Here is a 25,090-nt window from a genome sequence, read left to right on the forward strand (position 1 = left end):
CCGCGGTCCTAGGCGCGCGGGTCGTCGAGGCGGTCGAGAACGGCGTCGGCGATCGTGCCCAGGGCGTCGACCTGGTCGGTGTCGAGCTGGTCGAAGAGCAGTTCCCGGACCGTCTCGACGTGCCGGGGCGCGGCCTGCTCGATGGCGTCCCGGCCCTGCTCGGTGACCACGGCGAAGGCCCCGCGCGCGTCCTCGGGGCATTCCTCGCGCGCGATGAGGCCGCGCCGCAGCATCCGCCCGAGGTGGTGCGACAGGCGGCTCTTCTCCCACTGCATCGCACCGGCCAGTTCGGAGATGCGGGCCCGCCCGTCCGGCCGGTCGGTGAGCTGCACCAGCACGTCGAAGTCGGCGAGGGACAACCCGGAGTCGGCTTGGAGCTGGCGGTGCAGCCGCGCGTTGAGCCGGGCGTTCATCGCCAGGTAGGCGCGCCACGTGCGTTGCTCGTGCTCGTCGAGCCACCGGGTCCCCGTCATGCCTCCATCGTATGGGCTCGTCGCTGGTGCTCCGCCGCACAGGAGCGATTGGTTGACGCGTCTACTAACTCGTGGCACCTTTGTTGGTGACACGTCAACTACTTGGAGGTGCGCCATGACCGAGCAGCTCACCGGGCAGTACGCGCTCGACCCGACCCACACCCGCATCGGCTTCGTCACGCGGCACGCGATGGTCACCAAGGTGCGCGGTGCGTTCAACGACTTCGAGGGCACCGCGACCGTCGACGGCGCCAACCCGTCCGCGTCCTCGGTCGCCCTGCGCATCAAGGTCGACAGCATCGACACGCGCAACGCCGACCGCGACGGCCACCTGCGCACCAACGACTTCCTGGATGCCGCCGAGTACCCGGAGATCACCTTCACCTCGACGGCGATCGAGCAGACCGGCGACAATTCCTACGACGTCACCGGCGACCTGACCATCAAGGGCGTCACCCGCTCGGTCACAGTGCCGTTCAGCTACGAGGGCCAGGCCCAGGACCCGTTCGGCAACGTCCGGATCGGGCTGGAGGGCTCGGTGGTGATCAACCGCAAGGACTTCGGGCTCACCTGGAACGCGGCCCTGGAGACCGGCGGCGTGCTGGTCGGCGAGAAGGTCACGCTGGAGCTGGAAGTCTCGGCCGTCAAGCAGTCCTGAGGGGCGGTGCGGCGGAACCTCAGCGGCCGTCCCGGTGCGGGCGCCACCCGGCACGGCGCCGGGCCCTCCGCGCGGGAAGGCCGCTGAGCACCCGCGGCGGCGCGCCGCTCAACCGGTGTCGTCGCGCTTCGCCCGGTACATCGCGGCGTCGGCGTGGGCGAGGGCCTGCTCCGGATCGGTGTCCGGGGGCAGCGGGTGGTAGCCGATGCTGACGGTGATGCGCACCGCGCCGGTGCGCAAGGGCACCGGTTGGGCCAGGCGATGGGCGATGCGGTCGATCAGCGGCCGGTGCTCGGTCGGCGCCGGGTCGAGCAGGACGACGAACTCGTCGCCGCCGATGCGGGCCACGGTGTCGGTGGCGCGGACGACGTCGAGCAACCGCTGGGCCGTGATCCGCAGCAGTTCGTCCCCGGCGGGGTGGCCGTGCTCGTCGTTGATCGCTTTGAACTCGTTGATGTCGCAGTACAGCAGCGCCCGGGCCCGGGGCATCGCCTGGGCGGCGGTGAGGCGGTCGGTGAGCAGCGCGCGATTGCCCACCCCGGTCAGCGGGTCGTGGGTGGCCTGGTGGCTGAGGCGGTCGTGGGCGTCGTAGAGCTCGCGCAGGGTGAGCAGCTGCCGGACCACGACGAGGATGACGATGCCGACCAGGAAGTAGATCTCGGCTGGTCGGCAGGCGCCCGCGTGCAGCAGCACGATCCCGCAGACCGCGGCCAGCGGGAGGTAGGGCAGGGACAGCAGCGCCGGAGTCCGCCGCTGGCGGCCCGACCGCTCCGGGACGGTCGCGCCGATGAACAGCAGCGCGGGCCCCAGCATGTACCCGGCGTCGGTGGCCGGGGGCGCCGGGATCCCGGCGCTGATCATGTAGGCGTAGCCGGCGTCGGAGCAGGCGATGGCCAGCAGTCCGCCGATGATCCAGGCCAGCCGCTCCTGCCACAGGCTGTGCAGGGTGATCGCCACCAGCATGGCGAGCAGGATCAGCACCAGGTCGGTGATCGTGTAGAACATGGTCAACGCCTCGTGGCCCGGCGAGGTCGTCGCGGTGTGGGTGGTCGCGCCGTAGGTGGTCTCCCACAGCAGCGCGGCCAGCCCGCCGATGATGATGAGGCAGTCCAGCACGAGCACCGGCAGGGGAGCGGCGCGGTCGTACCCGCGCCGCCCGGAGCGCTCGGTGCGCGCGATGTGGACGAAGGCGGCCAGCACCCCGACCGGCAGCATGAAGAAGAAGATGTTCTCGATGTCCGGGAAGGTCATCGGCCGCAGGTCGATGACCCGGTGCCAGGTCCAGATCGCCTGCCCGGTGGCCCAGCCGAGCACGGCCACCGCCATCGTCAGCCGCCAGAGCTGCCGTCCCGGCCGGCGGAACGCGGTGATCGCGAACGCCGTCCCGGCGGCCACCGCGGCCACCAGCCCGATCGCATCGGCCACCAGCCACACCGCCGGTGGCTGGAGGCGCCCCGAGGCCACCACCGCGATCGCCACCCCGACCACGCCGATGACCACCACCGGCCACCATCGCGCCCCGTCGGTACGCGCACTGGTCATAGCCGAGAACCGTGCCACAGGGCGGGTGCCGGGGCCCGGCAATCAGCCGGTGGGTCGCGTGCCGCTCACCAGGATGAACGGTGCCCGCCGGTGGTGGCGCACCCGCCACGCCCGGGCGGCGACCGGTGGCGGTAGCAGCGCCTGCGGCGGCAGGTCCTCGGCGGGCACCGGTGCCCGCACCGCCACTCCCGTGAACCCCGCCCCGTCGAGCAGCTCGCGGTAGGTCCGGGTCGGCCAGAAGACGTCCCAGATGCGCGCCGCGGTGCCGTCCCGCCGCGGCATGTCCACCGGCATCGGCCGGCCCGCGGTGTAGTCGACCCCCGGTTCGCCCTGCCGCAACCCGTCGAAGTCCACCCCGGTGGTCTCCGGGTTGGAGTCCAGGACGACCCACCGGCCGCCGGGGCGCAGCACCCGGAACACCTCGGCCGCGGTCCGCCGCAGCACCGCGAGGTCGGGTTCGCAGACGAACACGAACGCGGCGAGCGCGGCGTCGACCGATCCGTCGGGCACCGGGTCGAGCCGCCCCGGCTCGATCAGGTCGAACCGGACGCCCGGGGGCTCGGCGCGGCGGGCCCGTTCGATCATGGCCGCGGAGGTGTCGACCCCGCGGCAGCGCGCTCCCACGACGTCGGCGAGCCACCGGGTGATGTCGCCGGTCCCGCAGCCGACGTCGAGCACCGAGGTCGCCGGTCCCAGGGCCGCGGGCAGGTGCCCGTACCCGGCCACCCACCACAGGGTCGGGTCGAACTCGCCGAACGCCTCCGCGACCTCCGGGTCGTCCCACGACGTCACCACGCACGCCATCGTCACCCGTCGGCCGCCGACCCGTCCATAGCCGCCGTTTATGGCGTGGATCGAGAACCGGTCTCCGGGTCGATCGCGATCCGCTGACCTGCGGCGGCACCGGCCGGATGTGACGTGCGGCGCTGCCGGGCGCCGTCGGGACGTTTGGTGACCGCCGCGGCGCTCTGGGAAAGTCCTCGGCGCACCAGCCCTTTCCGCGTTCGCGCGGGTGCAGGAGGTCGACAGTGAACGTGTCCCGCGAGCGGTTGCCCATCCCGGATCCACAGCGCCCCACCGCGACGGCCGGCGACGTCCGGGACCAGGACCCGCCGTTCGCCCCGAGGCAGCCGCTGCGCGCGCCGGCCGGGGCGCCCAACGTCGTCGTGGTGCTGCTGGACGACATGGGCTTCGGCGCGCCGAGCGCGTTCGGCGGTCCGTGCCGGATGCCCACCGCGGACCGGTTGGCCGACGGCGGGTTGCGCTACAACCGCTTCCACGTCACCGCGATCTGCTCGCCGACCCGGCAGGCGCTGCTGACCGGGCGCAACCACCACTCCGTCGGGATGGGCGTGACCACCGAGATGGCCAGCGCCGCCCCCGGCTACTGCGGCATCCGGCCGCGCAGCGCCGCCACCATCGGCCAGCTCCTGCAGGGCAACGGCTACAGCACCGCGGCGTTCGGCAAGTGGCACCAGACCCCAGCCCGCGACGTCAGCGCGGCCGGGCCGTTCGACCGGTGGCCCACCGGCGAGGGCTTCGACAAGTTCTACGGCTTCCTCTGCGCGGAGATGAACCACTGGTACCCGGTGCTGTTCGACGGCACCACGCCGGTGGAACCGGACCGGCGGCCGGAGGACGGCTACCACCTGTCCGAGGACCTGGTGGACCAGGCGATCGACTGGGTGCGCGACCAGCGCTCGCTCAAGCCGGACAACCCGTTCTTCACCTACCTGCCCTTCGGGGCGACCCACGCGCCGTACCACGTGCCGGCCGAATACCGGGAGAAGTACCGGGGCGCCTTCGACCACGGCTGGGACCGCCAGCGCGAGATCACCTTGCAGCGGCAGAAGGAGCTCGGCGTCGTGCCGCCGGACGCGGAGCTGGCGCCGTGGGCGGAGGGCGTGCCGCACTGGGACGAGCTCTCCGCCGAGGAGCAGCGCGCGGCGGCGTCGCTCATGGAGCTCTACGCCGGGTTCGCCGAGCACACCGACGACCAGGTCGGCCGGTTCGTGGACGCGCTGGAGGAGCTCGGCGAGCTGGACAACACGCTGTTCGTCTACATCCTCGGCGACAACGGCGCCTCCGCCGAGGGTGGGCTCGGCGGCACCCTCAACGAGCACCGCTTCGCCAGCGGCATCCCGGACAGCGCGGAGTTCATCAACTCCCACGACGCGGCGCTGGGCGACGCGACCACGCACGCGCACTACCCGGTGGGCTGGGCGCTGGCGATGAACACGCCGTACCAGTGGACCAAGCAGGTCGCCTCGCACTTCGGCGGCATCCGCGACGGGATGATCGTGCACTGGCCGGCCGGCATCACCGAGCGCGGCGGGCGGCGCGACCAGTTCCACCACGTCATCGACGTCGTGCCGACGATCCTGGAGGCGGCGGGCCTGCCGCACCCGGTCGAGGTGGACGGCATCCCGCAGCAGCCCATCGAGGGCACCAGCATGCTCTACAGCTTCAACGACGCCGAGGCGCCGGACCGGCACCGGGTGCAGTACTTCGAGATGGTCGGCAACCGGGGGATCTACCGGGACGGCTGGATGGCCGTCACCCGGCACGGCACGCCGTGGGTGATGGTGCAGGACGGCGGGCGCCGCTCCTTCGACGACGACGTCTGGGAGCTCTACGACACCCGCACCGACTGGACGCAGTCGCACGACCTGGCCGCCGAGCACCCGCGGAAGCTGCGCGAGCTCCAGGACCTGTTCCTGGCCGAGGCCGCCCGGTACGGGGTGCTGCCGCTGGACGACCGGATGACCGAGCGGGAGAACCCGCGCGAAGCCGGGCGGCTGGACCTGATGGGCGACCGCCGGTCGGTCAGCTTCCACGCCGGTGCCAAGCGGCTCACCGAGGAGACCGCCCCGAACGTCAAGAACCGCTCGCACGCGGTGACCGCGCGGGTGCGGATCCCCGAGGGCGGCGCCGAAGGGGTGCTGGTCGCCCAGGGCGGCCGGTTCGGCGGCTGGTCGTTCTACCTGCACGAGGGGCGGCCGAGCTACGCCTACAACCACTTCGGCAGCGAGGTGACCACGATCCGGGCGCCGGAGCCGCTGGCGCCCGGCGAGCACACCGTCCGGATGGCGTTCGACTACGACGGCGGCGGGGTCGGCCGGGGCGGTTCGGTGGCGCTGGTGGTCGACGACGAGCAGGTCGCCGATGGCCGGGTCGAGGCCACCATCCCGTACTACTTCGCCTTCGACGAGACCTTCGACATCGGAGTGGACCGCGCCAGCCCGGTGACCGACGATTACCCGGTCGTCGACAACCGCTTCTCCGGCGGGCTGGTGGAGCTGCGGGTGGACCTCGGCGACGACGGGCACAGCGACGTGGCGGCGCAGCGGCGCTTCGCCGCGGCGCACGAGTGATCCGGAGGCCGGATGGAGCGCCGGGAGCTGGAGTACTTCCTGGCCATCGCCGAGCACGGCAGCTTCACCGCCGCCGCGCAGGCGCTGCACGTGGCGCAGCCGTCGCTGTCGCACGCCATCCGGAGCCTGGAAACGGAGCTGGGCGGGCGGGTGTTCCAGCGGTTGCCGCACGGCGTGGTGCTCACCGCGGCCGGGGAGGCGCTGCTGGCCCCGGCCCGGCAGGTGCTGCGCGACCTGTCCACCGCCACGGATTCGGTGCGCCGGGTGCTCGGGCTCTCGTCCGGTCGGCTCGACGTGGTGGCGCAGACGACGTTGGCGGTGGACCCGCTCGCGGAGCTGGTCGGGCTGTTCCTCGGTGAGCACCCGGGGGTGGCGGTGCGGATCTCGGACCCGGAGCTCGGTTCGGACGTGACCTCGGCGGTGCGGGCGGGGGAGTGCGAGCTCGGCATGGTCGACGCCGCGGAGGACGCGGTGGGCGAGCTGTCCGGTCTGGTGCTGCGCGGCCGGGAGGTGTTCGCGGTGCTCCCGCCGGACGGCGCGTCCGACCGGGCTCGCCTCGGCGTGTCCGATCTGAGCACCCTGGACTGGGTGACGACGCCGCGCGGCACCGCGACCCGCGCGGTCATCGAGGACGTCGTGGGCGATCCGTCGGTGGCGGTGGAGACCGCGCACCAGGCGATGGTGGTGCCGCTGGTGCTCGCCGGGGCGGGGGCGACGTTGCTGCCCCGCGCGATGGCCGAGGACGCCGCCGCGCGCGGAGCGGCGGTCCGCCCGCTGCGCCCCCGCGTGGTGCGCCGCGGCGTGCTGTTCTGGCGCCCCGGCCCGCTCTCCCCGGCGGCGGCCGAGTTCGTCCGCCTCGCCGAGCGCCTGGCCGACCACCGCTGACCCCGGCCCCACCCGGAAGTGCGCTGAGTGAGGGGCACCCTTGACCAAGTTACTGGGGCAAGGGTGCCCCTCACTCATGTCCCGAACGGGTGACGAACGGGTGCGGGCTCAGTCCTGGTGGGCTTCGACGAAGGCGTAGACGTCGGCTTCGTCGACGCCGGGGAAGGTGTCCGAGGGCAGCGCCGAGAGGACGTGCGAGTGGGCGCGGGCCGAGGGCCAGACCATGCCCTCCCAGCGGCTGGCCAGCTCGGCGGGCGGGCGTTGGCAGCACTCGCCGTGCGGGCAGCCGGACTTGGCGTGGTTGGTGGTGTCGCGGCCCCGGAACCAGCGCGATTCGGCGTAGGGGACGCCGAGGGTGATGGCGAAGTCGCGGGCCCGGCTGGTGTCGACGTGCGCGACGCACCAGTGGGTCGCGCCGGGCTTGTCGGTGTACTGGTAGTACGTCGAGTAGCGGTCCGCGGCGGCGAAGACCTGCCGGCCCGCCCAGTACCGGCACATCCGCTGGCCCTCGATGGCGCCGGTGGCGTCGCTGGGGAACACCAGCCCGTCGTTCTCGTAGGCCTTGTAGATGATCCCGGTCTCGTCGTTGCGCACGAAGTGGCAGACCAGGTCGAGGTACTGGCTGGCCAGGTTGGTGAACCGGTGCGCGGCCATCTCGTAGGACACCGAGAACACGTCGCGGAGGTCCTCCACGGCCAGGTCCCGGTCCTCCTTGGCCTTGCGCAGGAACGGCACCGCGGTCTGCTCGGGCACCAGCACGGCGGCGGCGAAGTAGTTCGCCTCGACCCGCTGGCGGAGGAAGTCGGCGAAGTCGCGCGGCTGGCCGTGGCCGAGGGTGAGGTGTCCGAGGGTCTGGAGCAGGATGGTGCGCGGGCTGTGCATCCCGAGCGATTCCCGGCGCAGGAAGATCCGGTGGTTCTTCATGTCGGTCACCGAGCGCACCGAGCGCGGCAGGTCGGTGACGAACCGCAGGCCGTAGCCGAGGTGGCTGGACAGGGACTGGATCAGCCCTTCCGACAGCGCCCCGCCCTGGTAGCCGATCCGCTCCAGCAGGTTCGCGGCGGACTTCTCGATCTCCGGGAAGTAGTTGCCGTGCTCGCGCATGGTGCCGCGCAGCTCGGCGTTGGCCTTGCGGGCCTCCTCCGGGGTGGCGACCTGCTTGGTCTCGCGCCGCTTGAGCTCCTCGTAGAGCGCCAGCACGTGTTCCAGCGCCTCGGTGGGCACCCGCTTGCCGACCTTGAGCGGCGGGAGCGACAGCCGCTGGTAGATCGGGTCGAGCTGGGCGCGCTCCACGGCGATCTCCAGCTCGGCCCGGCGGTTCGGCGGCTTCTTGGACAGCAGTTCGTCGACGGAGGTGCCCAGCGCTTCGGCCAGCGAGCGCAGCAGCGACAGCTTCGGCTCGCGGTGGCCGTTCTCCAGCAGCGAGAGCTGGGACGGCGCGCGCCCGACCCGCTCACCGAGCTCGACCAAGGTCAGCCCGGCGGAGCGGCGCAAGTGGCGCAGCCGCTGACCGAAGACCAGAAGGTCGTGTTCGGTGGAAAAACTTCGGTCTTCTTCATCGACGAACCCCGTCATGGCGTTGATGCTAGCAGAAAAATCGCCGAAATTAAGCGTGAAATCTTCTCCCGATTCGCTGGACGCCGGGCAAGACTGGATTCATCGAGCCGCGAGAGATCCGGAAAGGTGAACGTCATGGGCATCCGCGAGCAGGCGAAGAAGGCCGCCGAGGAACTCCAGCGGGACTGGGACACCAACCCGCGGTGGCAGGGCATCGAGCGCACCCACACCGCCGAGGACGTCGTCCGACTCCGCGGCTCCGTGCAGGAGGAGCACACCTTCGCCCGGCAGGGCGCCGAGCGGCTGTGGGCGCTGCTGCACGAGCGGGACTACGTCAACTCGCTGGGTGCGCTGACCGGCAACCAGGCAGTCCAGCAGGTGCGGGCCGGGCTCCAGGCGATCTACCTGTCCGGCTGGCAGGTCGCCGCCGACGCCAACCTCGCCGGTGAGACCTACCCGGACCAGAGCCTCTACCCGGCCAACTCGGTCCCGTCGGTGGTCCGGCGGATCAACAACGCCCTCCAGCGCGCCGACCAGATCACCTGGTCCGAGGCGCTGGACCCGGAGACCGAGGAGACCTCGACCGAGCCGCTGCACTGGATGGCCCCGATCGTCGCCGACGCCGAGGCCGGTTTCGGCGGTGTGCTCAACGCCTACGAGCTGATGAAGGGCATGATCGCGGCCGGCGCGGCCGGGGTGCACTGGGAGGACCAGCTCGCCTCCGAGAAGAAGTGCGGCCACCTCGGCGGCAAGGTGCTCATCCCGACCAGCCAGCACGTCAAGACGCTCAACGCCGCGCGGCTGGCCGCCGACGTCGCCGGGACGCCGTCGCTGGTGATCGCCCGCACCGACGCGCAGGCCGCGACGCTGCTGACCAGCGACGTCGACGAGCGCGACCAGCAGTACCTGACCGGGGAGCGCACCCCGGAGGGCTTCTTCAAGGTGCGCAACGGGATCGAGCCGTGCATCACCCGCGCGCTGGCCTACGCGCCGCACTCCGACCTGATCTGGATGGAGACCTCCACGCCGGACCTGGACGTGGCGCGCCGGTTCGCCGAGGCGGTCAAGGCCGAGTACCCGGACCAGATGCTCGCCTACAACTGCTCGCCGTCGTTCAACTGGCGCAAGAACCTCGACGACAGCACGATCGCCAAGTTCCAGCGGGAGCTGGGGCACATGGGCTACAAGTTCCAGTTCATCACGCTGGCCGGTTTCCACGCGCTGAACTACGGCATGTTCGACCTGGCCAAGGGCTACGCCGCCGACGGCATGACGTCCTACGTCGAGCTGCAGGAGCGGGAGTTCGCCGCCGAGGCCGACGGCTACACCGCGACCCGCCACCAGCGGGAGGCCGGGACCGGCTACTTCGACCTGATCAGCACGGCGGTCAGCCCGAACTCCTCGACCACCGCGCTGGCCGGTTCGACCGAGACCGCGCAGTTCTGATGGACGAGCCCAAGGACCGTGGTCGACCCGTGACTCCCCGGAAATCGGGTCGGCCACCCCGAACGCACCATGCGGCCCTGTGGCGGGGTGTCGGTTAGATCGCGATGGTGCGGAAGCGGGCGGGAACCCAGGCGTCGGGTCCCCGCCCGCTTTTCGGCGTCGTCGTTGACGGGTGGGTGGCGTCGCGCTCAGCTGACCGCGAGGGCGAAGTGCGCGGCGGCGCACAGCGCGAGCAGGAGGTACAGCGCGGGGAAGCCGATGTTGTGGAACACCCGCGCCCGCACGTGCGCACCGACCGCGCCGACGAAGAACAGCACCAGGCCGATCCCGGCGGCCAGGCCCAGCCAGGGCAGACCGGCGAAGCCGAGGACCAGGCCGATCGCGCCCGCCGCCTTGAGCGCGGCGAGGTGCGGCAGCGCCGACGGGCGGAGCCCCACCTCGGCCGAGTTCGCCAGCACGAACCCGGCCCGGCGGAGGTCCGCGATCGCGATGAACAGGTTCGCGGCGATGCAGACGGCCGTCGCGACGCCGAGCGCGCTCATGCGGGGCCTCGCCGCGCGCCGGGAGAGGTGCTCCGGGTCGGTATGCTCATGACGTCGCCTTCCGGGTGCGTGGACGTGGTCGCTCCACCGTCCTGACGTCTCGCGCACGCGAAAGGTGACATCGCAGTGGGATCGATCGAGGAGTTCGAGGCCGCCCGGCCGAGGTTGCTGTCCCTCGCCCATCGGATGCTGGGTTCCGCGCACGACGCCGAGGACGCCGTGCAGACGACGTGGCTGCGCGCCCAGGCGGCGCCCCGCGACGGCCTCGACAACCCGGACGCGTGGCTCACCACGATCACGACGCGGGTGTGCCTGGACCAGTTGCGCGCCCGCCGCCGGCGCGGCGAGGTGGCGCCGCTCGCGGCGGAGCTCCCCGCCGCCCAGCTCGCCGCCGACGAGGACTTCCTCCGCCGCGAGGACGTGTCCCGCGCGCTGCTCGTGCTGCTCGCGCGGCTGCCCCCGGCCCAGCGCGTCGCCTACGTGCTGCACGACCTGTTCGCCGTCCCGTTCGGCCAGGTCGCGGCCATCCTCGGCACCACGCCGGGCAACGCGAAGAAGCTGGCCAGCCGGGCCCGCGCCCGGATCGGGGGAGGCGAGGAGGTTCCGGGGGCTTCGTCCCAGCACCGCGAGGTCGTGGCGGCGTTCCTCAGCGCCGCGCGGGGCGGGGACCTGCACCGGATGGTCGCGCTGCTCGCCCCCGACTGCGTGCGCACCGCCGACGCCGCGCTGCTGCCGCCGGGCGCCGCGACGACGGTGACCGGCGCGGTCGCGATCGCGGCGGAGACCGGGCTGTTCGCCGACCGCATCCGCGCCAGCGCGCCGATGCGGCTCGACGGGCGCGCGGTCGACGTCATCGCGCCCGGCGGTCATCCCCTCGCCGCCATCGAGGTCGCCACGCGCGGCACCCGGATCAGCCGCATCACCATCACCCGCATCGGCGCGGCGGATGTCCTGGCGGCGGCGTGACGCCTAGTACCAGTGGCCGGGCTGCCACCGCACGCAGGTGGGGCGGAGGCCGGTGCGGCAGAACTCCGCCACGGCTTCCCGGACCTCGGCCAGCGGCAACACCGCTGAGCGGGGGAAGGCCGTGGGCGTCGAGCCGTCGAACCACACGGTCGTCGCGGCCGGTGGCGCCGGGTTGCACGTGTTCCACGCACCTCCCCGCACCCCTTCCGCGACGTAGGAGATCGCGCCCCAGCGCCGGGTTTCGTCCACGTTGACGCGCATCTGGTGTCCTGGCCGATGTTCGACCGCGCCGTCGAAGGGCGACGCCGCGACGTACAGGAAAGCGCCGCGCTCCCGCTCGGTCGCGAGCGCGGTGTCGATCAGCTCGTCGGCGGTGTCGGCCGGAGCATGGCGGCGCTCGCCGTCGAGCACCGCGGTGACGTACTGCTGAACCGCTGTCATGCCTTCCCCTCGAACACGGCTGCCTGGCGGTCCCTTCGCCTTCTTCCGCTCAGTACCAGTGGCCGGGCTGCCACCGCACGCAGGTGGGGCGGAGGCCGGTGCGGCAGAACTCCGCCACGGCTTCCCGGACCTCGGCCAGCGGTAGGGACGCGGACCTGGGGAACCAGAGGTCGCCTTCCTCGTCGAACGGCAACACGGGTGGTGCTTCTTCCGCGCCGAGGGAATCGACCAAGTCGCCGTGCGCGCCCGGGCTCATGTAGTTCAGCGCTCCCCAACCGTCGCGGCACGTCAGGCGCAGCCGGTCCGCCGGGAACTCGTTGATCGCCCCGTCCTTGCTCTGGCGGCAGGGCCTGTCCCACTGGAACACCTGCGACTCGCCATCGACGAGGAGCAGGTCGAGCACCGCTTCGAGCTCGGCCGACGTCCGGGCGTAGTGGAATTCCCGCCCGATGATCGCCGTGATGACGGTAGGCGCTTCTGTGGTGGTCATGGTCTTGCCTGTCCTTCGATCACGATGGGTTTCGTGGCTCCCGGCTCCCAGACCAGCAGCGTGGCGCCGGTGGGAAGGAGGGCGCGCGCGGCGGCTGCGCAGTTCCGGGGTCCGAAGCACATGTCATTGTTCAGGACGACCACGCCGTAGGTCTGCCCCGCGTCCCGCATCATTTGGGCGTACTTCGCTTCGACGTGGGTGTACACGCCGGGAGCGCCGAGTGGATTTGGTTCCGGAAACGCTGTGGAATTGTGGAGAGCGATCCGTACCCGCTCGGAGACTTCCTCGCGTCCGCTGACAATCCGCTGCTCGTTGCCGTCTCGGTCGTAGGCGAGTCCGGTTGTTTGTCCTTTGCCTCCATCGCGGCCGGGGAGCCGGGAGCGGACTCCGTCGATCCACGACCGGTCCCGGGCCGCGTCGGTCGGGATCCGACCGGTCGTCGACGGATGTGGTGCGCTGGGAGGGGTGTCGTCGACCGCCTGGACGACCAGGAGCGTTTCCCGGTACGCGCTGACGGTGGCGATGACCTGGGCGAGGAGTTGCCACCCGCGGAACATCTCTTCGCCCGCTGCGGTGTGGGCCTGGATCGCGTCGAGCGCTTCGGGATCGTGTGTGCCGTCGAGCACGGCGAGGGCGGCGTGCCGTTCGTCCCACAGGTCCTGGGCGAGGGCGAGCGATTCGCGGGCGCGGGTGAGGGTGGCCTCGACGTGCGAGAGCGCGCGGGCCAGCTCCTCGACCGCTGACATGGAACCTCCTGTGTGCGGTGCGGATCCCAGTGAAGCCCAGCGCACCGACACTTCCGCCCGGCACCGCCAGTGGTGCCGACGGGGAGTGGAAGGCCGACCGGTGGTCGCGGGTGGCACCGGTCGGCCGCGGTCCGGCGCCGAGCATCGGGTGCGGTCGGCGCCGGGCCGGGTCTCACAGGGCGCGCAGCCCGTCGAGGAGTCGGCGCAGCGTCTCGGGGTCGCGCGCGTACGAGGTGGGCGGTCGCGGGGTGAGGCGGGGGAGGACGCGGGTGGGTTCGTCGGCGAGCGCGTCGGCGAGGTCGCCGCTCCACGACACCCGGCGGGGCGGTCGCGCGGTCGGCGGTTCGACCGGCAGCGGGGCGAGGCGGTGGCGTCCCGGGGCGCGGTGCCGTCGCACCAGGAGCGCGGCCAGCGGGGCGAGCACCAGGCCCGCCGCGAGCAGCCAGCCGGGCGCGTTCACCGGTCGGTCCTCCGGGCGTCGACGACCAGCGGTGCGGAGGTGCCCGCCGCGTCGCGGAACCGTTCGGTGAGCAGGGCGGTGGCGCGGGCGAGCTCGTCGAGTTCGGCGGGCGTCGGGTGGTAGCCCTCGTCGAGGTTCTGCGCCATGCAGCCCACGGCGATCATGGTCAGGCGCATGTCCCGCAGCAGCGGGCCGAGCCCGGTCATCGCGGCGCCGCCTTCCGGTGCATCGGGACGCCCGCGATGCGGTGCGCCTCGACGTCGCACGGCTCGCAGGTGGGCCACAACCACGCCACGGTGGAGTCGTCGCCCGCGAGCGTGCGCCCGCACAGCGACGCGACGGCGTCCTCGTGCCGCCAGTCCTCCGACGGGGTCGCGTGCCGCTCCTCGGCACTCGGGAACCAGCTGAACGGATGCGGTCGGTAGATCATGGTCGCCACCTCGTTTGATCAGATCCGCAACAACTTCACTTGTTGCGTGCAACGGTGCGTGCAACGATCATGAGGTGTGGGCAACACTTTGAGAAGTCCTCGATCGGGTGGACATCGAGGCTGATGTGCTCCGGCATAGGATCACGGCATGGTCAGCAGCGCAGATACCCCGCGCGCTCGTGCTCTGGGGGCCGAGCTTCGGCAAGCGCGGGAGCGGCGCGGCCTGTCGATGCGGCGACTTGCTGATGCCGTCGGACGCAGCGGATCGCACATCTCCCGATGGGAGAACGGACAACTGATACCGACGGAGGCCGATACGGCCACTGTCCTCGCGGTGCTCGGTGTCAATGGTGCTGACCGCGACCGGATGATCGAACTCGCACGGGATGCCGCGGATCCCAACTGGGTCGCACCCGGAGTGGACAAGCAGCTGGCCGTGCTGACGGAGTACGAACGGACCGCTAAGACCATCATCAACGTCGAACCGCTGATGGTGCCCGGCTTGTTGCAGACGTACGACTATGCCCGGCACATCATCACTGCTTTCGGTGCGTCCAGTCGTGGCGAAGCGAATCAGAGAGCGCACGTGCGCATCGGCCGACAACACGTGCTGTCCGGCAACGCGCCCAAGAATCTCGTCGCCTTCATAGGCGAAGTCGCCCTCCGGTATCCGCCGTGCCCGAACGATGTGATGGTCGAGCAGCTATGGCAACTGCGTCAGTTCAGTGGCTTTCCGAACATCGACATGCGCGTACTGCCCATCGACCGACCAGCCGGGCCTGCGTTGAGCGGAGCTTGGGCGCTCATTGAATTCGCTCGTACCAAGCCGGTTGTGCAGTTCGAGCACTACGACACGTCTGCGACGATCACCGACGCGAGGGCCGTCAGTCGGTACCGGGAAGCTGTCGACACTCTCCGCGACGTGGCGATGGATCCGGCTGAATCTGTCGAGCTCATCGCCGAAATTCTGGCGACGAAGGAGAGATCATGCTGACCCAGCACGGCGCGCGCTACTGGCGCACATCGAGCTACAGCGGAGGGACCAACTGCGTCGAGGTCGGCCGGATCGGTGGCCGTGCCGCTGTCCGTGACACGAAGGACCGCGTGGCGGGGTTCTTCACGGCTAGCGCGCCGCAGTGGGCCGCGTTCGTGTCCGCCGTCAAGGGTGGTCGCTTCGACGGCTGAACTCCCGCTGGTTCCGGGCCGTCTGGCGTCTTCACGCGTCGGACGGCCCGGTTTGCCTTCGTACGGCGGTTTCGCGGCGCCCTACTGTCGGATTGGCTGAGGTTTCGGGCATCGAAGCCGGAAGAGGTGACGCCGTGAACCAGGTAACTCGCTGGCGCACGTCGAGCTATAGCGGCGGCGACAACTGCGTCGAGGTCGGTCGGATCGGTGGTGGTGCCGCCGTGCGGGACTCGAAGGACCGCGCGGCGGGGTACTTCACGGCGACCGCGCCGGAGTGGGCGGCGTTCCTCGCCGCCGTCCGGGGTGGGCGCTACCAGCGCTGATCAGCTCGCGAGGCGGTGCAGGGCGGTGACGAGGCGGTCCGGGGGCGGGCTGAAGTCCGGGTCGGCGAGGGACTGCACGAGGTAGCCGGTGACCAGGGCGTAGACCAGCGAGCCGAGCTCGTCGGCGGTGGCCTCGTCGACCTCCGCCGCGCCGAGGACCATCGCGGCCAGCGCGGTGCGGGCTTCGGCGAACCCGGCGGCGATGCGGGTGCGGATCGACTCGTCGAAGTGGGCTTGCGAGTAGGCCTGGATGCTGGCCACCAGCAGGTCGCGCTCCTGGTGCACCGCCGCGAACAGCTCGGTGAGGAACACCTCCAGCCGCCGGGCCGGATCACCGGCCTGCGCGGCGCGCACCGCGGCCTCCATGCGGTCGCCCCACTCGCTCGTGGCCTCCAGCACGGCGGTGTTCATCAGGTTGTCCTTGGACCCGAAGTGGTAGCCGATGGCGCCGAGGTGGGTGCCGGAGGCGGCGGCGATGTCGCGTGCCGTGGTGCGGCCGTAGCCCTTCTCGGTCAGGCAGCGCTTCGCGCCGGCCAGGAGGTCTTCGCGCTGGCTCATGATCCGCAGCCTAGCAGTTTGCACGGACGTCCGTATTGACACGAGTTTGAACGCACGTACGATCCAGACCATGCGAACCTCGACCCGCGCCACGACGCGGGATTGGTGCGGCCTGGTCTTCCTGCTGCTGCCCGCCCTGCTCATCTCGATGGACATCTCGGTGCTGTTCGTCGCCGCCCCGGCGATCAGCGCGGCGCTCGACCCGAGCCCGACCCAATGGCTGTGGATCATGGACGTCTACACGTTCGTGCTCGCCGGACTGCTGCTCACGATGGGTTCCCTGGGCGACCGGATCGGCCGCAAGCGGCTGCTGCTGCTCGGCTCGGCCCTGTTCGGCGCGGCCTCGCTGCTCATCGCCGCCGCGCCCACCGCCGAACTGCTGCTCGTCGGGCGGGCGCTGCTCGGCATCGGCGCCGCGACCCTCGCGCCCTCCACGTTCTCCCTGGTCCGCAGCACCTTCGTCGACGAGGGGCAGCGCCGCACCGCGATCGCGGCGTGGACGGTGGCCTTCAGCGGCGGGGCGGCGGCCGGGCCGATCCTCGGCGGGCTGCTGCTGGAGCACTTCTGGTGGGGATCGGTGTTCCTGATCAACGTGCCGGTGATGGTCCTGCTGCTGCTCGCGGTGCCGTGGCTGGTCCGGGAATCGCGCGACCCGTCGGCGGCGCGCTTCGACCTGCCCGGGGCGGCGACCTCGCTGCTCGCGGTGCTGGCCCTGGTCTTCGCCGCCAAGCACCTGGTCGAGCACGGCCTCAGCCCGCTCGCCCTCGGCGCCGGGCTGCTCGGCGCCATCGCCCTGGCCGGGTTCGTGCGCCGCCAGCGCCGCGCCGCCCACCCGCTGATCGACCTGGTGCTGCTGCGGTTCCCCGCCTTCCGCGCCGCCCTCGCGGGCAACGTGGTGGTCTCCTTCGCCATCAGCGGACTCGGGCTGCTGACCTTCACCTTCCTGCAAACCGTGCACGGGCTGAGCCCGCTGGCCGCCGCGCTGTGGGCGATGCCGGCCTTCGCGGGCACCTTCCTCGGCGCCGTGCTGGCCGGAGCGCTCGGCGGCCGGGTCCGCCCGGTGCTGCTGCTGGTCGGCGGACTGCTGTTCGGCGCGGTGGGCTTCGGCGTGGTGGCCGCGGTCGAACCGCGGACCCCGCTGGTCGTGCTGATCGGCGGGTACGCGCTGCTGACCGCCGGGGTCGGCGTGGTCGGCACGATCGCCAACGCGCTGGTGCTGGAGACCGCGCCCGCCGATCGCGCCGGAGCCGCCGCCGGGCTCTCCGAGACCAGCACCGAACTCGGCTCCGCGCTGGGCATCGCCACCTTCGGCACGCTCGCCGCGGCGGTCTACCGCGCGGGCGCCGAGGGCGTCCCGGGCGGCACCGTCGCCGAGGCCGTCGCGGACCTGGCCCCGGACAGCGCGGCGCTGGCGGTGGCCTTCGACGCCTACACCGGCGCGATCAACGCGGCGGCGCTGCTCGGGGCCGCCGTGCTCGTGGTGGTGGCGGTGATCACCGGATTCGGGCTGCGCGCGGGGCGGTGAGCCGTCGTACCGTCGGGGCATGATCGCGCAGCGCAGCGCGCCCGTCATCGCGGCACCGATGGCGGGCGGCATCTCCACCCCGGAACTGGCGGCGGCGGTGAGCTCGGCGGGCGGGCTCGGGTTCCTGGCCGCCGGGTACCTCGGCCCGGACGCACTGGCGGAGCGGATCGCCCGGGTCCGCGCGCTCACCGCCGAGCCGTTCGGCGTGAACCTGTTCGTCCCGGGGGAGCCCAGCGGGCTCGACCTCGCCGATTACCAGGAGCGGGTCGCGGCGGAGGCCGCCCGCCTCGGCGTCGAACCCGGGGCGGCGGCGTGGGACGACGACCACTACCGGGCCAAGCTGGAACTGGTGGTGTCCGAGGCGATCCCGGTGGTGTCGTTCACCTTCGGGCTGCCCGAACCGTCCGATGTGGAGCGACTGCACGCGGTGGGCGCGGAGGTCGTCGGCACCGTCACCACCCCGGCCGAGGCCCGCCGGGCCGCCGAGGTCGGCGTCGACGCGCTGTGCGTGCAGGGGATCGAGGCGGGCGGGCACCGCGCAGTGCTCGTCGACGACGGCACCTCGCCCGCCGGTGGCCCGGAACTCGGGCTGCTCGCCGCGCTGCGCTCGGTCGCCGCCGAGGTGGACCTGCCGCTGATCGCGGCCGGTGGGCTCGCGCGCGGCGCGGACATCGCGGCGGTGCTGGCCGCCGGTGCCGTCGCCGCCCAGCTCGGCACCGCGTTCCTGGTGACCGACGAGGCGGGCACCAACCCGGTCCAGCGCGCCGAGGTCCTCGCCGGAACCCGCGACACCGCGCTGACCAGGGCGTTCAGCGGACGCCCGGCCCGCGGCCTGGTGAACCGGTTCCTCACCGAGCACACCCCGCACGCCCCGGCCGCCTACCCCGAACTGCACCACCTCACCAAGCCGGTGCGCGGCGCGGGCGACCCGGAAGCGATGTCGCTCTGGGCCGGGCAGACCTACGCCCAGGCCCGCCCGATGCCCGCCGCCGACCTCGTCCGCCTCCTGGCGGAGGAGACCCGGACAGCCCTGGCCGCAGCCCGAACCTGACCCACGACCAAGGTCGGACACGCCCACATCACCCGATCGAGACGTGAGTGAGGGGCACCCTTGACCAAGTGTGTTGGGCAAGGGTGCCCCTCACTCGGTGAACTATCGGGTGATGGCGGGCGCGGGTGTGACTTGGACGGGCGTGTTGGGCGTGGCGCCCGGGCGTGTGGTGGCCGGTGGCGCGGAGGCCGGGTGTGAGGTGGTCGGGAATTCGATCGCGGTTCGGGGTGGGGGTTTCTAAGCTGTTCGGGTGAGCGTCGTGGAGTCCGTCAACATCGCCGTCGTGCGCACCGATCCGTGGACCGGTCGGCTGGGTCGGTCCGGGATCGACAAGCGCCCGGCCGCCGGGCCGGTGCGCTTCGCCGCGGACGGCGTGGCGGGTGACGCGGTGTTCGACCGCGACCACCACGGCGCCTGGTTCCAGGCCGCCTACGCCTTCGACGTCGAGGAGCTCCGGCACTGGTCGGAGCGCACCGGGCTCGACCTGGTGCCGGGCAACGCGGGGGAGAACCTCACGCTGTCCGGGGTGGACTCCTCGGCCGCGGTGATCGGGGAGCGGTGGCGCATCGGCGGTGCGGTGCTGCGGGTGACCGGCCCGCGCACCCCGTGCCGGGTGTTCGCGGGCTTCTGGGACGTGCCGGGCCTGATCAAGCGGTTCACCGAGCACGGCCGCACCGGCGCCTACCTGGCGGTGGAGCAGCCCGGGGAGATCACCGCCGGGGACCCGGTGCGGGTGCTGTCCCGGCCCGCGCACGGCGTGGCGGTGGCCGACGTGTTCGCCTTCCGGGCGCGCGGCAGGCGGGAGCTGGCCGGGCACGTGGCCGCCGGGCTGGACGACCTGCCGCCGCGTTGGCGCGCCGAGATCGCGAAGCTGCTGCCCGCCGCTACCGCTGCGGACGGCACTCCATGATCGAGTAGCCGCTGTCCAGCGGGGTCAGGTCCACGACGGTGAGCCCGGCGCGTTCGGCGATCCGCTCGGTGCGCTCCAGATCGCGCATCCGGCCCTCCACGTAGACCAGCATCCGCAGGTCGATCTCGGTGAACTCGGACATCCGCCCGGTGTCCGGCAGCAGTTCGACGACCAGCACCACGCCGTCGGCGGTGGTGGCCTCGGCGCAGCGGGTCAGGATGCGCACCGCGTCGGCGTCGTCCCAGTCGCCGAGCACGTCGCACAGCACCACGGCATCGGCGCGGAACGGCAGCGGCTCGAAGAAGTTGGCGGTGTGCACCTCGGTCCGCTTGCCGACGCCCTGGTCCCGCAGGTACTCCGGGGCGTGCCGGGCGGGCCCTTCGAGCTCGGCGAGGACGCCCCGCGGCTCCTCGGCGGTGCGCAGGATCTCGGCCAGCAGTACGCCCTTCCCACCGCCGACGTCGGCGATGGTGCGGTAGCGGCTCCAATCGTGGGCCGCCGCGACGGCGGGGGCGAGCCCGTGGGTCTTGGTCTCCATCAGGGAGTCGAAGGAGTCGGCGAGCTCGGGGCTGTGCGCCAGGTCCTCCCAGAACGAGCGGCCGAACGCGGTTGTGTAGGCGGGGTGGTGCCCGCGCACCTGCTCGATCAGCTCCACGAAGGCGAGGTCGGCGCGCCCCACCGCGCCGTCGAGGTCCAGCCACGGCTGCGGGCCCTCCGGCACGTCGGAGCGCAGCGCGTCGGAGGTGGCGTTCGGGCCGAAGACGTCCACCTCGGGTTCGGCGAACATGTCGCGGTGCACCAGGAAGCGCAGCACCCGGCCGAGCGGGTCGGGGCGCGCGCCGCAGCGCCGCGCGATCTCGTCGAGCGGCAGCGGACCGTCCCGCACCACGTCGGCGACCCGCAGCGTGGCGACCACGCGCACCGCGAAGGGCAGCGCGAGGTCGGCCATCGCCCAGACGTCGGCCGGCTCCTCTGGCATGGGACGGATGGTAAGCCCGCCCGGACGGCTCAGCGCGCGATCTCCCGGCCGAGCACCAGCACCCGCAGCGGCAGGCCGAGCCACCGGAACGGCCCGGTCAGGGTGCGGAAACCCCGGCGGCGGTAGAACTCCTTGGCGCGGTGGTTGTCGATCGCGTTGGTGCCCAGCACGATCCGCCGCTGCGGGATGCGCTGCTCGGCGGCGCCGAGCAGCCGACCGCCCAGCCCGCGGCCCTGGTGGTCCGGGTGCACGTGGATCTCGGCGAGCTCGAAGGCGTCGTCGAGCCAGTGCAGGTTCCCGGTCTGGGCGAGGTCGGGGCGCACCTGCGCGGGCCACCAGTCGCGGCTGGCGGTGGGCCAGCCGAGCAGCATCCCGACCAGCTCGTCGTCGTGGAAGGCGCCCAGGGCCAGCAGCCCGTCGAGCTCGGTGACCTCGTGGAAGTACTGGCCGATGAGGATGCCGCCGGGCTGCCCCGCCGCGCTCATCGCGGTCCGGGCCAGCGCGCGGGCCGCGTCGAGCCGCGCCGCCAGGTCGAAGGTCGTGATGCGCACGTTCACCCCGCCGAGTCAACACGATCGAGCGATCGCGGTGGTCACCGGGCGGTGAGCGCCCCGACGATCCGGTCGGCCGTCTCGCGCATGTGGTCCTGCACGACCGCGCGGGCGCGCGCGGCGTCCCCGGCCTCGATCGCGTCGACGATCGGGGCGTGCCGCTGCCAGTCCATGTTCCGGATCGCCTGCTCCGGGCCGGAGCGCATGATCGTGGCGCGGGTCAGCCCGGACAGGTGCCGCCAGGACTGCACCAGCGCGGTGTTGCCGGTGAGCTCGCAGAGCCGCTGGTGGAAGGTGAGGTCCAGCTCCACCCGCTCGGGCACCGAGTCCTCGGCCCGCAACCGGTCGAGCAGGCCGCGCAGCGCCGCGACCGCCTCGGTCCGGTCCTGGCGGGTGCAGAGGGTCTCGGCGGCGAGCGCTTCGAGCGCGCCGCGCACCGCGAAGATCTCCCGCACCTCGTCGGGGGTCAGCGCCCGCACCAGCAGCTTGCCCCGCTCGTCGGCGACCACCAGTCCCTCCTGGACCAGGTGGCGCAGGGCTTCGCGCAGCGTGCCCCGGGACACCGAGAGGGCTTCGCTGAGCTCCGTCTCGATCAGCCGGGTGCCGGGTTCGAGCTGGCCGCTGCTGATGGCTTCGCGGAGCTTGCGCAGGCTCTGCTCGCGCAAGGTCTGCCGGTCGACGCCGGCCAGTGCGGGGACGTCCAGGGACACCGGTTATCGCCTTTCCGATCGGGAGCCGTGCTCACTCTAGTGCATACCGCGCACTCACCCGACCGTTGACTGTTGACAGTCGACCACCCAAATGGGTTAACTGCTCCGGCACGAGCACGAAGGAGTGTCGCCGATGAACCCGAACGGCATCGCAGCGCCGGGTCGCACGCACCCGGACCTGGGCTGCTCGACGATCTCGTTCCGGCACCGCCCGCTGCCGGAAGCGCTGCGGGCCATCGCCGGGCTGGGCGTCGAGGGGATCGACCTCGGCGGGCTGCCCGGGGTGTGCGACCACATCCCCACCCCGCTGGGCGCCGCCGCACCCGAGGTGCTGGCGGCCGTCGCCGACTCCGGGCTGCGCACCTGGGCCATCAACGTCGACGCGGGCGCGATGAACGACCCCCGGCTCGACGAGGCCGCGCTGCGCGCCACCGCCGGACCGCTGGTCGACCTCGCCGCCCGGCTCGACGCCGCGCTGATGGTGCCCTGCGGAGCGCAGCACCGCGATCCCTTCGTCGACGAGGCCACCGACCTCGACCGGCTCGCCCGGGGCCTGCGGCTGCTCGGCGACCTCGCCGCCGCGCGCGGCGTGCGGGTGCTCGTCGAGGGCCTGCACCACTTCCGCTTCTGCCACACCCGGCGGCGCTGCGAGGCGCTGCTGGAGCGGGTTCCCGCCGACTCCGCCGGATTCGTGCTCGACGTCAGCCACGTCGTCGCGGGCGGCATCGACGAGATCGCCTTCGCCCGCGACGTCGCCGAGCGCGTCGAGCACGTCCACCTCCGCGACGCCCGGCCCGGCGAGATCAACCTCAGCCTCGGCCGCGGCCGCGCCGACTTCGCCGGGGTCATCGGCGCGCTGCGCGGGAGCGGTCGGACGCCGCGCTACGTGCTGGAGCTGGAGACCCACGACGTCGCCGAAGCCGACCGCGAAGCCGAAGCCGCCCGCGCCGTCGCGCTCATCGACCCGGCGCTGGCCTGACCACCTACGACAGGGAGAAAGCATGTCCGACACCGCCCGCACCGCCGTCATCACCGGCGCCGGATCCGAACGCGGCATCGGCCGGGAGACCGCGCTGCACCTCGGGCGCGCCGGTTTCGCCGTCGCGGTGCTCGACCTCGACGGCGCCGCCGCCGAGCGCACCGCCGCGCTGGTCGCCGAGGAGTGCGGCGTCCCGGCGCGGGGCCTGACCGCCGACGTCACCGACGCCGCCTCGGTGGACGCGGCGATCGCCGCCGTCGAGGACGGCGAACTGCCCGCCATCGGCGCGCTGGTGAACAACGCGGGCATCACCCGCCCGACCCGCTTCCTGGACATCACCGAGCAGGAGTGGGACCTCGTCTTCAAGGTCAACGTCACCGGCACCTACCTGGTCACCCAGCGGGTGCTGCCGGGCATGGTCGAGCGCGGCTACGGCCGGATCGTGAACCTGTCCTCGGTCAGCGCCGAGCGCGGCGGCGGCGTCTTCGGCGGCTCGCACTACTCGGCGGCCAAGGCCGCGATCCTGGGCCTGACCCGCGCGCTGGCCCGCGAGGTCGGCCAGCACGGCGTCGTGGTGAACTCGGTGGCCCCCGGCCTGATCGACACCGACATCACCGGTGGGGCGCTGACCGGCGAGCGCAAGGAGAAGCTGATCGCCGACATCCCGGTGGGGCGCAACGGCCGCACCGCCGACGTCGCGGCGACGGTCACCTTCCTCGCCGGGGAGCACGTCGGGTACATCACCGGCACCACCGTCGACATCAACGGCGGCTCGCACATCCAGTGACGAGCGGGCCCGCGCGGCGGCGCGGGCCCCACCGCGAGCGGACCACCCGCTCGCCCACCGCAACCACCGGAGCGCCCGGAACCACCCACCGGAGCGACCCGGAGTTCCACCTGCCCGCCCGCCGGGCCTCCTCAACGTCGAGGATCACGGGAAGGCACTGCCATGCCCCCTTCTCTCATCATCATGCACACGGCCATCGCGCTGGTCGGGATCGTCGTGCTGATCGTCGCGGCCAAGCTGAACCCGGTCATCGTGCTCGTGCTGGGCGCGCTCTACCTGGGACTGGCCACGGGCCTCGGTTTCGAGGGCACCACCACGGCCGTCGCCGAGGGATTCGGCGGCCTGATGGCCGAAATCGGGCTCATCATCGGATTCGGCGTGCTGCTGGGCTCGCTGCTGTCGGCCACCGGCACGTTGCAGCGGATCGTCGAGCTGTTCCTGCGCGCGTTCGGCAAGAGCAAATCGCCCTACGCCCTCGGCCTGTCCTCCGGCGTGGTGTTCCCGGCGATCTACTTCGACGTGGCGCTGGTGATGCTGGCGCCCATCGCCAAGTCGGTCGCGCGCCGCACCGGCATCAGCGTCGCGAAGGTCGGCGGCGCGCTGGCCATCGGGCTCGAAGTCGGGCTGCTGATGATCCTGCCCGGCTCGGCCGCCTTGGCGGTCAGCGGCGCGCTGGGCGCCTCGCTGGGCATGATGCTGCTGGTCGGCGTCGTCGTCGGCGTGCTGGCGATCATCATCTCGATCTTCCTGCACGGCCTGCTGATGCGCCGCACCTGGAACCCGGCCAAGGACGAGGCCGACGACATCGAGACCTCCATCGACATCGAGGTGGCCGACCTGGAGGAGCCGCGCCGGCGGCTGCCCCTGCCGGTGCTGCTGCTGCCGATCGTGGTGCCGCTCGCGCTGATCGTCTCCGGGACCGTCACCGAGATCGCCGGCACCGAGATCGGCTGGGTGACCCTGGTGTCCGACCCGATCGTCTCGCTGCTGATCGGCCTGCTGCTGGGCTGCGTGATCTGCGCCTACAGCCTGTCGATGAAGGCGGTGGAGCGGGCGATCAGCAAGGGCGCGGCCACCAGCGGCACCATCCTGCTGTTCAACGGCGTCGCCGGCTCGCTCGGCGAGGTCATCTCGAAGACCGGCGTCGGCGACATCGTGGCCGGGCTGTTCACCACCAGCACGCTGTCCCCGCTGGTGCTGGCCTGGCTGGTGGCCGCGCTGCTGCGGCTCGCCCAGGGCTCCGGTTCGGTCGCGGCGATCACCGGCGGGACGCTGCTGCTGCCGGTGGTGGACACCCTCGGCGTGAACCCGGTGCTGGTGGTGCTGGCCGCGGCGGCCGGGGCGAGCTTCGGCGGGCACGTCAACGACAACACGTTCTGGATGTTCCGGGGACTGCTCGGACTGTCCACCCGGGGCGCGTTCCAGGTCTACACCGTCGCCCAGTCGCTGATGGGCGTGGTGGCGCTCGGGCTCGTGCTGACCGCGAGCCTGGTCATCTGATCCCCGGACCCCGAGAACCACG

At 72.3% G+C, this 25,090-nt stretch carries 29 protein-coding genes; 14 read left to right on the forward strand and 15 right to left on the reverse strand.

Annotated features, from left to right (window positions below):
• Positions 1 to 8 precede the first annotated feature (8 nt).
• On the reverse strand, positions 9 to 473 hold the full coding sequence (locus tag ABD976_RS18110) for a MarR family winged helix-turn-helix transcriptional regulator (RefSeq protein ID WP_345364672.1): 465 nt from the start codon (positions 471 to 473) through the stop codon (positions 9 to 11).
• Positions 474 to 588: 115 nt separating this feature from the next.
• Here ABD976_RS18110 and ABD976_RS18115 point away from each other — a divergent pair, with 115 nt between their 5' ends.
• Positions 589 to 1,131, forward strand: a complete 543-nt coding sequence (locus ABD976_RS18115; protein ID WP_345364674.1) for a YceI family protein — start codon at positions 589 to 591, stop codon at positions 1,129 to 1,131.
• A 108-nt stretch (positions 1,132 to 1,239) separates the two neighbouring features.
• Here the strand turns inward: ABD976_RS18115 and ABD976_RS18120 are convergent, their stop codons facing one another.
• Complete coding sequence (locus ABD976_RS18120; protein WP_345364676.1) at positions 1,240 to 2,673, reverse strand: diguanylate cyclase domain-containing protein; 1,434 nt, start codon at positions 2,671 to 2,673, stop codon at positions 1,240 to 1,242.
• A 42-nt stretch (positions 2,674 to 2,715) separates the two neighbouring features.
• On the reverse strand, positions 2,716 to 3,468 hold the full coding sequence (locus tag ABD976_RS18125; protein ID WP_345364678.1) for a class I SAM-dependent methyltransferase: 753 nt from the start codon (positions 3,466 to 3,468) through the stop codon (positions 2,716 to 2,718).
• A 233-nt stretch (positions 3,469 to 3,701) separates the two neighbouring features.
• Between ABD976_RS18125 and ABD976_RS18130 the strand changes: the two genes are divergently transcribed.
• Positions 3,702 to 6,047 (forward strand): arylsulfatase, encoded by a 2,346-nt coding sequence (locus tag ABD976_RS18130; protein WP_345364681.1) that lies wholly within the window; start codon positions 3,702 to 3,704, stop codon positions 6,045 to 6,047.
• A gap of 12 nt (positions 6,048 to 6,059) precedes the next feature.
• Positions 6,060 to 6,932: a LysR family transcriptional regulator gene (locus tag ABD976_RS18135; RefSeq protein WP_345364683.1), complete on the forward strand. Its 873-nt coding sequence runs from the start codon at positions 6,060 to 6,062 to the stop codon at positions 6,930 to 6,932.
• Between the two features lie 108 nt (positions 6,933 to 7,040).
• On the opposite strand, the gene ABD976_RS18140 is transcribed toward ABD976_RS18135, so the two are convergent.
• On the reverse strand, positions 7,041 to 8,507 hold the full coding sequence (locus ABD976_RS18140; RefSeq protein ID WP_345364684.1) for a helix-turn-helix domain-containing protein: 1,467 nt from the start codon (positions 8,505 to 8,507) through the stop codon (positions 7,041 to 7,043).
• A 117-nt stretch (positions 8,508 to 8,624) separates the two neighbouring features.
• Between ABD976_RS18140 and aceA the strand changes: the two genes are divergently transcribed.
• Positions 8,625 to 9,935, forward strand: coding sequence for an isocitrate lyase (aceA, locus tag ABD976_RS18145; protein ID WP_345364685.1), 1,311 nt, complete (start codon positions 8,625 to 8,627; stop codon positions 9,933 to 9,935).
• 188 nt (positions 9,936 to 10,123) lie between these two features.
• Here the strand turns inward: aceA and ABD976_RS18150 are convergent, their stop codons facing one another.
• A complete protein-coding gene (locus ABD976_RS18150; RefSeq protein ID WP_345364687.1) occupies positions 10,124 to 10,477 on the reverse strand; it encodes a DoxX family protein in 354 nt (117 codons plus the stop codon).
• 126 nt (positions 10,478 to 10,603) lie between these two features.
• Between ABD976_RS18150 and ABD976_RS18155 the strand changes: the two genes are divergently transcribed.
• Positions 10,604 to 11,443 (forward strand): sigma-70 family RNA polymerase sigma factor, encoded by an 840-nt coding sequence (locus ABD976_RS18155; RefSeq protein WP_345364689.1) that lies wholly within the window; start codon positions 10,604 to 10,606, stop codon positions 11,441 to 11,443.
• 3 nt (positions 11,444 to 11,446) lie between these two features.
• On the opposite strand, the gene ABD976_RS18160 is transcribed toward ABD976_RS18155, so the two are convergent.
• The 6 genes from ABD976_RS18160 to ABD976_RS18185 form a co-directional block, all read right to left on the reverse strand.
• A complete protein-coding gene (locus tag ABD976_RS18160) occupies positions 11,447 to 11,884 on the reverse strand; it encodes an Imm1 family immunity protein (protein WP_345364691.1) in 438 nt (145 codons plus the stop codon).
• Positions 11,885 to 11,933: 49 nt separating this feature from the next.
• Positions 11,934 to 12,374 carry an Imm1 family immunity protein gene (locus ABD976_RS18165; RefSeq protein WP_345364693.1) on the reverse strand — a complete coding sequence of 147 codons (441 nt, stop codon included), beginning with the start codon at positions 12,372 to 12,374 and terminating at the stop codon, positions 11,934 to 11,936.
• Entirely contained in the window at positions 12,371 to 13,120 is a 750-nt protein-coding gene (locus tag ABD976_RS18170; RefSeq protein WP_345364695.1) for a DddA-like double-stranded DNA deaminase toxin, read from the reverse strand. The genes ABD976_RS18165 and ABD976_RS18170 overlap by 4 nt, the downstream gene beginning before the upstream one ends.
• Positions 13,121 to 13,292: 172 nt before the next feature.
• Complete coding sequence (locus ABD976_RS18175; protein WP_345364697.1) at positions 13,293 to 13,580, reverse strand: hypothetical protein; 288 nt, start codon at positions 13,578 to 13,580, stop codon at positions 13,293 to 13,295.
• Positions 13,577 to 13,786 carry a hypothetical protein gene (locus ABD976_RS18180; protein WP_345364699.1) on the reverse strand — a complete coding sequence of 70 codons (210 nt, stop codon included), beginning with the start codon at positions 13,784 to 13,786 and terminating at the stop codon, positions 13,577 to 13,579. The genes ABD976_RS18175 and ABD976_RS18180 overlap by 4 nt, the downstream gene beginning before the upstream one ends.
• Positions 13,783 to 14,010: an HC3 family zinc finger protein gene (locus ABD976_RS18185; RefSeq protein WP_345364701.1), complete on the reverse strand. Its 228-nt coding sequence runs from the start codon at positions 14,008 to 14,010 to the stop codon at positions 13,783 to 13,785. Before ABD976_RS18185 ends, ABD976_RS18180 begins: the two co-directional genes overlap by 4 nt.
• A 148-nt stretch (positions 14,011 to 14,158) precedes the next feature.
• Here ABD976_RS18185 and ABD976_RS18190 point away from each other — a divergent pair, with 148 nt between their 5' ends.
• From ABD976_RS18190 to ABD976_RS18200, 3 genes are all read left to right on the forward strand, one after another.
• Complete coding sequence (locus ABD976_RS18190; protein WP_345364703.1) at positions 14,159 to 15,004, forward strand: helix-turn-helix domain-containing protein; 846 nt, start codon at positions 14,159 to 14,161, stop codon at positions 15,002 to 15,004.
• Positions 14,998 to 15,195: a DUF397 domain-containing protein gene (locus ABD976_RS18195; protein WP_345364705.1), complete on the forward strand. Its 198-nt coding sequence runs from the start codon at positions 14,998 to 15,000 to the stop codon at positions 15,193 to 15,195. The genes ABD976_RS18190 and ABD976_RS18195 overlap by 7 nt, the downstream gene beginning before the upstream one ends.
• A 134-nt stretch (positions 15,196 to 15,329) precedes the next feature.
• Complete coding sequence (locus ABD976_RS18200) at positions 15,330 to 15,518, forward strand: DUF397 domain-containing protein (protein WP_345364708.1); 189 nt, start codon at positions 15,330 to 15,332, stop codon at positions 15,516 to 15,518.
• Here ABD976_RS18200 and ABD976_RS18205 read toward each other — a convergent pair whose 3' ends face one another.
• A complete protein-coding gene (locus tag ABD976_RS18205) occupies positions 15,519 to 16,076 on the reverse strand; it encodes a TetR/AcrR family transcriptional regulator (protein ID WP_345364710.1) in 558 nt (185 codons plus the stop codon).
• 70 nt (positions 16,077 to 16,146) lie between these two features.
• On the opposite strand from ABD976_RS18205, the gene ABD976_RS18210 reads away from it, so the two are divergent.
• The 3 genes from ABD976_RS18210 (at position 16,147) to ABD976_RS18220 (ending at position 19,562) form a co-directional block, all read left to right on the forward strand.
• Positions 16,147 to 17,601 (forward strand): MFS transporter, encoded by a 1,455-nt coding sequence (locus ABD976_RS18210; protein ID WP_345364712.1) that lies wholly within the window; start codon positions 16,147 to 16,149, stop codon positions 17,599 to 17,601.
• Between the two features lie 19 nt (positions 17,602 to 17,620).
• Positions 17,621 to 18,652: an NAD(P)H-dependent flavin oxidoreductase gene (locus ABD976_RS18215; RefSeq protein ID WP_345364714.1), complete on the forward strand. Its 1,032-nt coding sequence runs from the start codon at positions 17,621 to 17,623 to the stop codon at positions 18,650 to 18,652.
• A gap of 250 nt (positions 18,653 to 18,902) precedes the next feature.
• Positions 18,903 to 19,562: an MOSC domain-containing protein gene (locus ABD976_RS18220; RefSeq protein ID WP_345364716.1), complete on the forward strand. Its 660-nt coding sequence runs from the start codon at positions 18,903 to 18,905 to the stop codon at positions 19,560 to 19,562.
• On the opposite strand, the gene ABD976_RS18225 is transcribed toward ABD976_RS18220, so the two are convergent.
• Genes ABD976_RS18225 through ABD976_RS18235 form a run of 3 tightly spaced genes read right to left on the reverse strand, consistent with a single transcriptional unit; the run spans position 19,537 to position 21,802 of the window.
• On the reverse strand, positions 19,537 to 20,541 hold the full coding sequence (locus tag ABD976_RS18225; protein WP_345364718.1) for a methyltransferase: 1,005 nt from the start codon (positions 20,539 to 20,541) through the stop codon (positions 19,537 to 19,539). The genes ABD976_RS18220 and ABD976_RS18225 overlap by 26 nt on opposite strands.
• A 29-nt stretch (positions 20,542 to 20,570) precedes the next feature.
• Entirely contained in the window at positions 20,571 to 21,098 is a 528-nt protein-coding gene (locus tag ABD976_RS18230; protein ID WP_345364720.1) for a GNAT family N-acetyltransferase, read from the reverse strand.
• A gap of 35 nt (positions 21,099 to 21,133) precedes the next feature.
• A complete protein-coding gene (locus ABD976_RS18235) occupies positions 21,134 to 21,802 on the reverse strand; it encodes a GntR family transcriptional regulator (protein ID WP_345364722.1) in 669 nt (222 codons plus the stop codon).
• Between the two features lie 133 nt (positions 21,803 to 21,935).
• Here ABD976_RS18235 and ABD976_RS18240 point away from each other — a divergent pair, with 133 nt between their 5' ends.
• The 3 genes from ABD976_RS18240 (at position 21,936) to ABD976_RS18250 (ending at position 25,068) form a co-directional block, all read left to right on the forward strand.
• A complete protein-coding gene (locus tag ABD976_RS18240) occupies positions 21,936 to 22,781 on the forward strand; it encodes a sugar phosphate isomerase/epimerase family protein (protein WP_345364724.1) in 846 nt (281 codons plus the stop codon).
• Between the two features lie 22 nt (positions 22,782 to 22,803).
• Positions 22,804 to 23,568 (forward strand): SDR family NAD(P)-dependent oxidoreductase, encoded by a 765-nt coding sequence (locus tag ABD976_RS18245; protein ID WP_345364726.1) that lies wholly within the window; start codon positions 22,804 to 22,806, stop codon positions 23,566 to 23,568.
• A gap of 183 nt (positions 23,569 to 23,751) precedes the next feature.
• Complete coding sequence (locus ABD976_RS18250) at positions 23,752 to 25,068, forward strand: GntP family permease (protein ID WP_345364728.1); 1,317 nt, start codon at positions 23,752 to 23,754, stop codon at positions 25,066 to 25,068.
• Positions 25,069 to 25,090: the final 22 nt, after the last annotated feature.

This window comes from Saccharopolyspora cebuensis (assembly GCF_039542665.1).
Classification (GTDB): Bacteria; Actinomycetota; Actinomycetes; order Mycobacteriales; family Pseudonocardiaceae; genus Saccharopolyspora; species Saccharopolyspora cebuensis.

Coding starts and splice junctions, on each gene's coding strand:
- ABD976_RS18195 (WP_345364705.1), top strand. CDS start 14,998: ATGCTGACCCAGCACGGCGCGCGCTACTGGCGCACATCGAGCTACAGC.
- ABD976_RS18110 (WP_345364672.1), bottom strand. CDS start 473: ATGACGGGGACCCGGTGGCTCGACGAGCACGAGCAACGCACGTGGCGC.
- ABD976_RS18205 (WP_345364710.1), bottom strand. CDS start 16,076: ATGAGCCAGCGCGAAGACCTCCTGGCCGGCGCGAAGCGCTGCCTGACC.
- ABD976_RS18170 (WP_345364695.1), bottom strand. CDS start 13,120: ATGTCAGCGGTCGAGGAGCTGGCCCGCGCGCTCTCGCACGTCGAGGCC.
- aceA (WP_345364685.1), top strand. CDS start 8,625: ATGGGCATCCGCGAGCAGGCGAAGAAGGCCGCCGAGGAACTCCAGCGG.
- ABD976_RS18250 (WP_345364728.1), top strand. CDS start 23,752: ATGCACACGGCCATCGCGCTGGTCGGGATCGTCGTGCTGATCGTCGCG.
- ABD976_RS18165 (WP_345364693.1), bottom strand. CDS start 12,374: ATGACCACCACAGAAGCGCCTACCGTCATCACGGCGATCATCGGGCGG.
- ABD976_RS18245 (WP_345364726.1), top strand. CDS start 22,804: ATGTCCGACACCGCCCGCACCGCCGTCATCACCGGCGCCGGATCCGAA.
- ABD976_RS18150 (WP_345364687.1), bottom strand. CDS start 10,477: ATGAGCGCGCTCGGCGTCGCGACGGCCGTCTGCATCGCCGCGAACCTG.
- ABD976_RS18215 (WP_345364714.1), top strand. CDS start 17,621: ATGATCGCGCAGCGCAGCGCGCCCGTCATCGCGGCACCGATGGCGGGC.
- ABD976_RS18135 (WP_345364683.1), top strand. CDS start 6,060: ATGGAGCGCCGGGAGCTGGAGTACTTCCTGGCCATCGCCGAGCACGGC.
- ABD976_RS18190 (WP_345364703.1), top strand. CDS start 14,159: ATGGTCAGCAGCGCAGATACCCCGCGCGCTCGTGCTCTGGGGGCCGAG.
- ABD976_RS18225 (WP_345364718.1), bottom strand. CDS start 20,541: ATGCCAGAGGAGCCGGCCGACGTCTGGGCGATGGCCGACCTCGCGCTG.
- ABD976_RS18185 (WP_345364701.1), bottom strand. CDS start 14,010: ATGATCTACCGACCGCATCCGTTCAGCTGGTTCCCGAGTGCCGAGGAG.
- ABD976_RS18210 (WP_345364712.1), top strand. CDS start 16,147: ATGCGAACCTCGACCCGCGCCACGACGCGGGATTGGTGCGGCCTGGTC.
- ABD976_RS18160 (WP_345364691.1), bottom strand. CDS start 11,884: ATGACAGCGGTTCAGCAGTACGTCACCGCGGTGCTCGACGGCGAGCGC.
- ABD976_RS18140 (WP_345364684.1), bottom strand. CDS start 8,507: ATGACGGGGTTCGTCGATGAAGAAGACCGAAGTTTTTCCACCGAACAC.
- ABD976_RS18115 (WP_345364674.1), top strand. CDS start 589: ATGACCGAGCAGCTCACCGGGCAGTACGCGCTCGACCCGACCCACACC.
- ABD976_RS18240 (WP_345364724.1), top strand. CDS start 21,936: ATGAACCCGAACGGCATCGCAGCGCCGGGTCGCACGCACCCGGACCTG.
- ABD976_RS18180 (WP_345364699.1), bottom strand. CDS start 13,786: ATGACCGGGCTCGGCCCGCTGCTGCGGGACATGCGCCTGACCATGATC.
- ABD976_RS18120 (WP_345364676.1), bottom strand. CDS start 2,673: ATGACCAGTGCGCGTACCGACGGGGCGCGATGGTGGCCGGTGGTGGTC.